The sequence below is a fragment of the Roseivirga sp. AWQ4_251 genome, assembly GCF_056158225.1.
On record NZ_JBSWSW010000002.1, the window covers coordinates 1,432,313 to 1,442,105 of the forward strand.

The 9,793-nt window shown below is 39.8% G+C and carries 7 protein-coding genes; 4 read left to right on the forward strand and 3 right to left on the reverse strand.

Translation table 11 applies throughout. The features are described from left to right. Positions 1-107: 107 nt before the first annotated feature. A complete protein-coding gene (locus tag ACXACJ_RS20280) occupies positions 108-1,319 on the reverse strand; it encodes a phage integrase SAM-like domain-containing protein (RefSeq protein ID WP_475136253.1) in 1,212 nt (403 codons plus the stop codon). 333 nt (positions 1,320-1,652) lie between these two features. On the opposite strand from ACXACJ_RS20280, the gene ACXACJ_RS20285 reads away from it, so the two are divergent. Continuing rightward, positions 1,653-2,942, forward strand: a complete 1,290-nt coding sequence (locus tag ACXACJ_RS20285) for an ATP-binding protein (protein ID WP_475136254.1) — start codon at positions 1,653-1,655, stop codon at positions 2,940-2,942. Then, positions 2,939-3,367, forward strand: a complete 429-nt coding sequence (locus ACXACJ_RS20290) for a response regulator (RefSeq protein WP_475136255.1) — start codon at positions 2,939-2,941, stop codon at positions 3,365-3,367. Before ACXACJ_RS20285 ends, ACXACJ_RS20290 begins: the two co-directional genes overlap by 4 nt. Positions 3,368-3,378: 11 nt before the next feature. Here the strand turns inward: ACXACJ_RS20290 and ACXACJ_RS20295 are convergent, their stop codons facing one another. Beyond that, positions 3,379-3,996, reverse strand: a complete 618-nt coding sequence (locus tag ACXACJ_RS20295) for a Crp/Fnr family transcriptional regulator (RefSeq protein WP_475136256.1) — start codon at positions 3,994-3,996, stop codon at positions 3,379-3,381. A gap of 259 nt (positions 3,997-4,255) precedes the next feature. On the opposite strand from ACXACJ_RS20295, the gene ACXACJ_RS20300 reads away from it, so the two are divergent. Then, a complete protein-coding gene (locus tag ACXACJ_RS20300; protein ID WP_475136257.1) occupies positions 4,256-6,982 on the forward strand; it encodes a hybrid sensor histidine kinase/response regulator transcription factor in 2,727 nt (908 codons plus the stop codon). Between the two features lie 40 nt (positions 6,983-7,022). On the opposite strand, the gene ACXACJ_RS20305 is transcribed toward ACXACJ_RS20300, so the two are convergent. Beyond that, positions 7,023-7,349 (reverse strand): hypothetical protein, encoded by a 327-nt coding sequence (locus tag ACXACJ_RS20305; RefSeq protein WP_475136258.1) that lies wholly within the window; start codon positions 7,347-7,349, stop codon positions 7,023-7,025. 191 nt (positions 7,350-7,540) lie between these two features. On the opposite strand from ACXACJ_RS20305, the gene ACXACJ_RS20310 reads away from it, so the two are divergent. Next, complete coding sequence (locus tag ACXACJ_RS20310) at positions 7,541-9,616, forward strand: tetratricopeptide repeat protein (RefSeq protein WP_475136259.1); 2,076 nt, start codon at positions 7,541-7,543, stop codon at positions 9,614-9,616. Positions 9,617-9,793 lie beyond the last annotated feature (177 nt).

Here is a 9,793-nt window from a genome sequence, read left to right on the forward strand (position 1 = left end):
GTGGCCTTTAAGAGAGATATGTACAAGGCATACGACTAAACCTAAGGAAATAAATAAATTTGAATATACTCTGTTGTCTGATGCAGTGTAGAAAGCATTTCTCAGTTCTAAAAGTCAATTACCTGATTTAACGCCTCATCAGTGTCTTTATGAATGAAATTGGCCTGGTAGCCAATTGTGGTTGTCACAACCGTATGTCTGTATAGCTTTTGGAGCATTTGAATAGGAATTCTGTCGCCAGAAATATTTCCAAAAGTGTGTCGAGCTATATGCATTTTCAATGGCTTTTCTAGGCCTATCTGTTTAGCAATCAAGCCTAGGTGCTTGTTGAATTTCTTATCCGCATTTTTGATTTGCTTTTGCACAGATGAACTATCTTCAAAATCGGTATGTCGAAGTTCGGGAAACAATGTGTCCGAATTTGTTAATGTATTGCACCTGTAATGGTCAATAATTGCCAATGCTTTTGGAGGTAATAATAATGAATCGGATTTGTGATTTTTACCCATTGTATAATATAACCGCCCGTCTGAAATGTCCCCCCACTTTATTCTTAAGGAATCAGAAACCCGCATCCCAGCTAAATAAAAGCAAAAGAGCCAAACATTTCGGGCATGCCATTGAGGACTATCTGTTCTTATACTGGTGTTTTCTAGGAGTTTTACTTCTTCTTCAGTCAATCCCATTTTTAGGCTCTGAGGAAACTTAATTACAACTTTTCCCTTACCAAAAGGGTAAAACTTTCTATCCACTAGACCATCACGAACTGCCCTATTGAGAATTGTTCTAATGGGAATAAGGTGATTAATGACAGTTCGCTTGCTTATTTTTCTTGTTGAGAACAGATATGACTGATATTTTTTCAGAAGTGTTTCACTAATCTCTTGAAACATAATATCCCCTTTTGTAAACTCACGGAAGTGTTTAATCATAGGCCTTTCGGAAGAAACCCTATTGTGTTTTCCTTGCTGATGTAGCTCAATCAGATATGATTCTGCCAAACTGAAAAAGGATTTATTTCCATACTCTCCTTTTAGGTGTTTTCTAACAGTCTTTGCTGAACTGTAAGTAGAACTCTTTTCGAGCTCTAAGAGGTTATCGTTAGCTTGGGCTAACTTTCCTAATAGGAGGGTATTTAAACGAACAGAGTTCGGGTGTGACTTTTTAACCCTCCTGTTTTTTTCATCCCAATACTTGTCATGAATGTACTGTCCAGTGTAGATAAAGGATGATTTTCTATCCTTTGTAATCCTAATTACCAGAGGAAACTCTCCGTTTTTATTTGATTTTTTTCGGAGTATTAGAGAAATAGATGCCATGACTCTGTGCTGTTTGATGTTGGGTACAACATAGGTACAACATTTCTCGGTTTTACTCAAATTCATACACATCAAAGTGTACTGATTATACCGAATAAGCACGATATAGAACTGTTTTAAGCTGTATGGAACTAAATGTCGCAAGACTTAAAATCTTGTGAGCATCTGCTCGTGCGGGTTCAAGTCCCGCCTCTGGTACGTTTAAAGCCCCTTTTTAAGGGGCTTTTTTCGTTTAGGGTATTTTTGAATACACAATTTCCCTTTTCATCACAATTCCCTCAAGCGTCATTTGAACGGTATATTTTCATAATTGCTTTTTTAGTATTTTGATGCATGACTAAGGAGAGCAACAGGTTATATCGGCTCAATATTCTTCTGAATATTTTAATGGTGAGCCTTCTGGTTTTGTTGTTTATACTGATCATTCGCCATATCAACTTACAAGATGCCGATGGAGAACTAATCAATATTTCGGGTAGGCAACGCATGCTTTCTCAAAGAATTGCCAAATCAAGTTTAGTGCTTAACGATAGTATAAGTGACTCTAATTTGGTGAAATCAGCACTGAAAAGGGATTTGGAAGAAATTGAAAGCAAGCACGATTACCTGATTAAAATGACCAAAGATGAGCAGATTGTTGAAGGGCTTAATCAGCTTACTTTGCAATTATATGCGCTTACCTCGTCAGCCGATTCTCTCATGATTTCTGATTCAGCTGATCGCCTGCAGCACTTAAAAACATTGTTACAAATAGAGCCTGTTTTTCTAAAATCTATGAATGATTTGGTGAACTTGTATCAGGCCCAATACGATGAAAAACAATCCGAATTCAAAGTTTTCACCTTTGTTTGCTTTTTCCTTTTGCTACTGATTGGATCCATTTTATACTTCTTTGTTTATGCTCCTGAATTGAAAAGAAACGTAGAATATGGCGAACAGCTTCAAGTCAAAAACAAGGCGCTTAGAGAGTTCATATTTGTGGCAAGCCATGATTTGCAAGAACCGTTGAACAATGTGGTTGGCTTTTCTCGCCTATTGAAAAGAAACTATAAAGCAGAATTAGGAGAAGAATTATCAAATATTGTTGATCATATCGATTCTTCTGGTTCAAGAATGCGAGCTTTAATCAAAGGTTTGATGGACTATAGCAGAATTGGGGAAGGCAAAACTCAAGAATGGGTCGACTGCAACGAACTTGTCCAGTCCATTCAGGCTGATTTAGCAAAAACCATCGAGCAACAGCAAGCCAAAATCGTGGTAGAGAATGATTTACCGAAAATTTTGGGCTACAGCGAAGATTTATATACTCTGTTTTTTCAGCTTATCGCTAACTCTATTAAATTTAGAAAAGAAGCTTTATCTCCCGTTGTCAACATAAGCTCCCGATCTCAAAAAAATCAATGGCTGTTTACTATTGAAGACAACGGTATTGGTATCGAAGAGGGCAATTATGATAAGATATTTCGAATGTTTCAGCGATTGCATGGCATTCACAAATATAGTGGTGTAGGCGTGGGCCTTTCCTTGAGTAAAAAAGTTGTTGAAGTTCACGGTGGAAGGATTTGGATTGATTCAAGTGGAAAGTCGGGCACAAAAATCTGCTTCACCTTAAAAAAGATATGATGACCAAAATTACCTCAATTGTATTGGTTGATGACGATCCAGCAACCAATCTTCTTCATAAAATGATCATTAAAAACTGTGGCATGAATTGCCAAGTGAAGGTTTTTTTAATGGCGAGGCAAGCCCTTGATTATTTACAATGCAAGGGAGAATATAAGGATGAAGAAAATTATCCAAAACCAGATTTAATCTTTCTAGACATAAACATGCCTGTAATGACAGGCTGGGACTTTTTGGATGAATACAAAAAAATGCCTGAAGAGGCCAAATCCAATGTTTTAATAAGTATTCTAACTTCAAGCCAAAACCCTGACGACAAAAAGAAGGCCGAGGAGTATCCTTTTGTAACCTCTTTCACTTCAAAATTGCTGACAGAAGAACAGCTTCACAAAATCAAGGATACCTACTTTAAAGATAGGATGTAGCCTTTTCAGAATTACTTGCCCTTGTTTCTTGAAGTATTTGAAATTGTTTGCCGGGTAACACCAATCAAGTCGCCCATGTCTTTTTGGGTTAAAAGATCAATCAATGGGTATTCACAGCCTTGAACATCCGAAACTTTTAAGTCGAAGAATGAACTGAGAAACGTGAGTTTTTCTTGTGCCTTTTTCTCGTGTACTTTCTTCAATTTTTTCTCTGCGCTGCACCAGCGCTTCACTACATAAGAAATAAACCACTCGGCCACTTTGGGTTCTTGAACCACCAATTGCTTAAAGAAATCACGGTTATAAACCCGTAACCTAGTGTCTATTAAAGCTTTGGAAAATTCGAAAAACTGATTGTTTAAGTATTTTAAATCACCAAAGAAGTCGTTTTTGAAGAGTACATCAAACGTGAATTCTTCTCCGTCATCGGTATAACTGCCAAGTTTTACCGCACCATCTAAGATTTCATAAATGTATTTATGATCTGAAGAAGGATCATAAACATATTCATTCTTCTTAACCACAACCTCTCTGATATTTCCAAATGCATGCGCAGCATTTGTGGAGGCATATTCGAAAAAACTAAACTCTAAATATAAGTCGTTGCTAGGGCGAATAGGGATGGCCATGTTTAACTAAATAATTTTGAGATAAAAGTAGCTTTATCCTATTATGTGAGGATTACTTAGAAATGAAGGATTTCATAAAATTGTAACAGTTCGTTAGGTTACCATTATATTACACGAATGGATTTTTTATAATGATTTAAAAAAGCACTAATATCCTAATTAATCGATTGCCTTAAGTACATTTGAAGTTTTGCAATCTATATTGCCTCAATTATTACCAGACTTGAAAATGCTGAATTTTCGACTGAAAACATGTCTTGTGCTTTTGATTAGCCTAATTTCTAATCAGGTACTGGCCCAATCCAATCAACAAGCTTTACAGTTGGCTCTCCACCAACGCGATTCCTTGGTTAAAGTCTTAGAAGCTAGAAAATCAGAAGTTGACCGGGAAAGTTTGATTGGCCAAATCGGCTATAAGGAACTTGTGGTGGGAGACCTATACATGAAACTAGAGAGATTCGATAGCGCCTCTTTTTTCGTCAATAATGCCATTTCTCTACTCAAGAAAACCACTAATGAGGATTTTTTGATGAGGGCATACATCACTGCCAGCAACATCGAATTTCTCACCAACGATTTGGCAGAAGTCAAGTCTTATCTCGATTCTGCTAAAAACCTTAACGCCTTGCCAGATGCCAGAGTGGCCTGGATTAATCAGTACCACCGGGTTTCAACTATGGAAGGCGAAGAAAGCGATTATACTGATTTCCTCGGTGACTTCATGAAAGACACAAATCCTGAGTTTGCCAACTTACCAGAGAAGTTTAAAGCACGCTTATATTCAGATATGGCCTTGGCGAAAATGGACCAGCTGCAGTACGATTCATCAGATTATTATTTCAAGAAGCAGGAAATTTCTTCTCGAGGTGAAGCAAAAGATGAACGCCAGCAAATTTTGAATCAGCTGAGGAAACTACGTTTTTATCTGGAAACCAAAGCCTACACCGATGCCCTGAATCTTTGCATTTCCATGGGAGGTTATCATTCGAAAATGAATCAAAACCAGTTGATGATTTATATGAGAAGGGTTTTGGAATTGCATAGTCTTTTGCCTGCTGCTCAGGCTAAAAAACTTCCTTTTTCTGAAAAATCTACATTAAGCAAGCTTCAGCAGCTTTTTAAGGCCGACAACGTACTTGTTAACCAAAAAATAGGCTTGGGAGAAACATTAAAAACCTATTATGAGCAAAAGAACGATTGGGAGAATTTGGCCAAGGTAAACGAGCGACTTTTGACCTTGGAGCGCGATGTTTACCAAACCAATGTAAAAGAGAGTTTTGAACGTGAAAAGGAGCTACTGGCCGCCAATTCTCAGGCAATTCAAGACTTGCAACAAGCGGAAATTGACAGAACAGAAAGGGAGCTGGAAAATGTGAAGCAGAACCAAAAAGTGCTTATTGGTGGCATTGTACTCGTCTTGTTTTTTGGTCAGTATGTATATCGAAATTCGCGTCAGCGCAAAAAGCAGAATCAGATTCTTGAAAGCCAGAAGGCAGAAATTGAGAAGATGGACGAATTGAAAAGCAGGTTCTTCATCAATATTTCTCACGAACTTAGAACACCACTCACGCTCATTCTCGGTAATACCCAAAACAGTTTGAAAGGTAAGTTTGGGCAACTTAACGAACGACAGCAAAAAGCCCTGAAAAACATAGATGCTAACTCTAAACGCATTTTCGGCCTGGTACAAGACATGCTCGATCTTTCCAAAATGGAAAGCGGAAAGCAAGAGCTGAATGTTCGACAGATCAACCTGAAAGAGAAGATAAAATCAGTCGTGAGCTTGTTCGATTATCAGCTTTCGGCCAAGGCCATGCAAATCGATTGGCAAGCCGCCAATGTGGAAACTCCGCTTTATCTCGATCCGCTGAAAATTGAAACCGTACTGTTTAACCTATTGGGCAATGCGGTGAAGTATGGCTACAATCATTCCGACATCAAAATTGAGATCTCTGAAAATGAAAAGTTGGTTGAGCTGAAGATCATCAATCAAGGCGAAGGAATTCCCGAGCAAGATTTACCTTACATTTTCGACCGTTTTTTCCAATCGGGCAATACTGATAGTGGTGAAGGAACTGGAGTGGGAATGGCGCTCACCAAAGAACTGATTGAGCTGCACCAAGGCAGAGTTTCAGTTCAAAGTGAACTTGGAAAGGAAACTTGTTTCACCCTCACTTTCCTTAAAGGAAAAGGGCATTTGCATGGTGCGAATATTATTGAGGAAGAAGCTGAAGTTTCAACTTTCGTTCAGAATTCAAGCAAAGGGCTTTCCACCGTTTTGGTGGTGGAAGACAATGAAGAAATGCGACAGTACATCAAAGATGTGCTCAACAATCATTTCAGGGTCGTGACTGCACAAAATGGCCGCGTTGGGCTAGAAATGCTCAGCACTGAACTGCCAGACCTGATCATTACCGATTACATGATGCCGGAAATGAATGGGCCGGAATTCTTCCGTTCGGTTAAATCAAGGCCAGAATTTGCCGATACACCTGTGGTTTTTCTTTCGGCCAGAGCCATTGAACGCGACAGGCAGAATCTGCTTTTGGAAGGTGTGGACGATTACATTCTTAAGCCTTTTGAAGACGCTACTTTGCTCAACCGCGTTCAGACTTTATTGGCGTTGAAAGGTGAGCGGCAGAAGTATCAGGAGAGCAATGAAAGCAGCGACATGGAACGCGAATTCATCGAGCAGGTACGAACCGTGGTGATCAATGCGCTTTCGAATCCGAAATTGACACCCGCCTCTTTAGCTGATACACTTTCCATTAGTGAGCGCAGTCTTTACAGAAAAGTGAAAGAAGCAACGGGTTACACTCCTCTGGCTTACGTAAAGGAAATCCGTTTGCAAGAAGCGCGCAGATTGCTGGAATCTTCCGCTTATGAATCTATCTCAGAAGTGGCTTATAATGTGGGCTTCGAAGACCCGAGCTACTTCTCCAAGAATTACAAAGCCCGTTTTGGTAAATCACCTTCAGCGGAATAGACCTTAGCACCTTTCCAAAAGTTCTAAACTTTTGGAAAGTTTAAATTAAAGGTTTCCCAATCTTCTTACAGAACAGGCAGATTTTGCCAAGGAGCAGTTTCATGCAAATTGCCATCAGATGAGCCTGGTAACCAGCTTTCCCAAAGCTTAATGCTTTTGGAAAGGTTGAACTCAAGACTTCCCCGATTTTTCTAAAGAATAGGCAGGTTTTGCCAAGGAGCAATTTCACGCAAATCGCCATCAGTTGAGTCTGGCAACCACCTTTCCCAAAGTTTAGAACTTTTGGAAAGTTTGAACTAAAGACTTCCCTGATCTTTCTAAAGAACAGGCAGATTTTGCCAAGGAGTAGTTTTATGCAAATTGCCATCAGTTGAGTCTGGTAACCAGCTTTCCCAAAGCTTAATGCTTTTGGAAAAGTTGAAACAGTTTAGATTTTTAGGAAAGGTTGATAGAACATTTTGGCAGTCCTTTACTATGCTTTGGCAGTAGGATTACAATGCCTAAATTGACTTTTTCTCAAATTTGAAAGGTGAAAATCTGCCCATTAGCATGGCATCCATGACAAACACATTTCTCAAAAAATACGGCCTGCTTTTGCTGATCCTTTTGGTGACAATTGTAGCTTTTTGGCCGGTCACTCACGGCACTTACATTTCCGGTTGGGACGATGACCAACAGATTGTCAACAATCCTGATGTTACAGCATTGAGCTGGCAGAGCATCAAAAACTACTTCACCACTTATTATGTGGCTTCTTATCAGCCATTGGCCTCTTTCAGTTTCGGGATTGAGTATTTCATTTTTGGAGAAAATGCTACGGTGCACCACACCACCAATTTGCTGCTTCACTTACTGAACACAATGGTACTTTATTTCTTATTGGGAAGAATCTTCAAAGAGAAGAAATTCATTGTGCTGTTGGTCACCGCCATTTTTGCTTTTCACCCACTTCAAACCGAAGTAGTCGGATGGATTTCCACCAGAAGTACGTTGCTTTACACGCTGTTTTTCTTCTTGGCTTGCCATGCATATCTCAGCTATCTTTCTTCGGAAAGGAAAAGCAAACTGCTGGTCTGCTTTTTACTTTTCGTGCTGGCTTTGTTCACCAAATCAGCCTCGGTTACGCTGCCGTTGGTGCTTTTTGTTTTCGATTATTACTTTGGAAGAAAGTTCTCGCTGTTCAGTATTTTGGAGAAAGTCCCTTTTCTCATTGGTTCCGTGATTATTGGTTTGGTCAGTATTGATTCGCGAAGAGTTCTGGATTCTTTAGGCGATTTCTCGAGCTACTTTTCGTTTTTCGAGAAGTTGGGAATTTCAGCTTATTCCTTGCTCTTCTATTGTGCAAAATCGCTGTTCCCGAACCAACTGGTGACGCATTATAGCTACCCCATGAAAATAAAAGAAGGAGAATCAATAGGGCTTCAATTCTTACTTGCTCCGCTTGTACTGCTTGTCATTCTCTTCCTTTTCTGGTGGGTCTACAAAAAATCTTCCGCTCAATTCAGAAAGCAATGGCTGTTGGGTTTTTTGTTCTTCACCATCAACATTGGGCTGGTGATCAACTTTACACCTTTTGGTCCAACCATGGTAGCCGAAAGGTATATGTATCTTCCCATAATCGGCTTTTTCATTTGCATTGCCTTAATCTTAAATGAACTCTTGAAAGTTGAAATTCTTAAGAAAACAGTTCATGTAGTTGTGGTGATTTGCTTGCTGGCTTTGGCGGTGAAAAGCAACATGCAAGCGAGGGTTTGGAAAGACAGAATCAGCCTTTGGACGAACTCCATTAAAGGCACAAACTCGGTTTACCCTTGGATGGAACTCGGCAATGAATATCAACTGCGTGGAGAAATTGACAAGGCCATTGAATACTATAATGGTGGAGTGAAACTGAATCCATACTTCCCTAAAGTCTATTTTTACCGCGGTTTGGCCATTAAGGAAAGGGGCGATTTGAACTACGCGAAAATTGACTTCACCCGCGTGATCAAAACGGATGATGACAAACGTGCCGATGCCTTTTACGAGCGTGGTTTGCTTTACGAAGAAATGAATCAGCTCGATAGTGCTTTGGTGGATTACGACAGTGCTTTGGCTATCAACCCAAATGGCCCAGCCATGTTCCGAAGAAAATCACTGGATGGTTCACTACAATCAACTTCTGAAACCCAAAACCTACTTGCTAGGCGCTTGACCTTAATGCTCAACAAAGGCGATTCTTTGCTTCAAGCTGGTGCGCTGGAGCAGGCTTCCGAGCAATTGGGGCATATACTTCAAATTAGTCCTAAGCTGGAAAGAGCCTTGTTTTCGAAAGGTTTAATTGAAACCTCTCAAGGACAATTTGCAGAAGCCATCGAAAGCTTCTCTCAAGCCATTGAGCAAAATCCAAACAATGAAAGGGCCCGACTTTCCAGAGCTTATGCTTATGCGCAAATCAAAAACTTTGCTGCCTCAATTGATGATTATTCCTATGTGGTCGATTCGCTGAAAAGTAAAAATGGCGAAGTCTACTACTTCCGAGGAATCTCCTACTTGAACAATAAACAAACCGCCAAAGGCTGCGAAGACCTAAAGCAATCTGACCAACTAGGCTACGCTCAAGCCAAAGGCTTGCTGGAGAAGGCTTGTAAGTAATGATCACTGACCAAAGTTCGCAGGAATTATTCCCCCTTTTTGATAAGTGATTTTCTAGAAAAGGGCACTTTCTTAACAACAGACAAATGTTTTAAATGCTACTCTTAAATCTAGCAGAAGCTATTCCCCCTTTTTTGAAAAGGGGGTCAGGGGGATTAGAGCTTATATCTCGCTTCA